Source organism: Neisseria sp. P0009.S007, from assembly GCF_051962515.1.
In genome coordinates, this window is the sequence record NZ_JBQCVF010000756.1 from 1 (window position 1) to 833 (window position 833).

At 55.2% G+C, this 833-nt stretch carries 1 protein-coding gene; it reads right to left on the reverse strand.

The window, feature by feature from the left end; translation table 11 throughout:
- Positions 1-833, reverse strand: an 833-nt coding sequence (gene holB / locus ACTHS3_RS16155; RefSeq protein WP_440368528.1) for a DNA polymerase III subunit delta', incomplete at both ends; no start/stop codon positions are given.

Genomic DNA, 833 nt, shown 5'->3' on the forward strand with positions numbered 1-833 from the left:
TCAAGCTGCATTTTAACACTCAAGGTATGGTATCCGTAAGGGTTGAGCGCGTTCAGACGGCCCAATAGGGCAAACAGCTTGCGTGAATCGGTTTTAGAGGCCGTCTGAAGCAGGGCTTGGGCATGGTGCGGATAATAAAGTGGCGCCATGCTTTGTTGTGCCAAGCCGACATCTATCAGCCATTTTTGCAGCCAGTCGATGAAAATGGCCAGCGGTTGTTTTTGTTTGTCGAACGCGGCGGCGTAGTCGAGTATGGCCAACAGGCGCGGGGCAGCCAGCAACGTCAGCAACTCTTCGCGCAATGCGTCTAATTCGGGAGCAGGTGTGAATAAAGGCGCGCCGCTGTGGAATGCCAACAAGGCTTCAGCATTTCCCACTCCTTGTTGACGCAGATATGCCGCAGCTTGTTCATGGGTAGGCGAAGGCAGCACCATCTGGCGGCAACGGCTTTTGATGGTAGGCAGGAGTTTGTCGCGCGCGTGGGTAACGAGCAGGAAAACAACGTGTTGCGGCGGCTCTTCCAAAGCTTTCAACAAACCGTTTGCCGCCTGTGTATTCATGCTTTCCGCTGGATGCACCAATACCACGCGCAGTCCGCCGCGGACAGCGGTCAGGTAAATGTTTTCCACAATATCGCGTACGGCATCGATTTTGATTTGCAGGAGTTTGCGTCCCGTTGCCTCGCCTTCGGGCATTTCCGGCGTGAGTTCGTAAAAGTCGGGATGCGTGTTTTGGCTGAACAAATGGCACGAAGCGCACTCGCCGCAGGGTTCATGGCCGGACTTGGGCGATTCGCACAGCAATGCCTGCGCGACAAAGCGGGCAAACTCGGT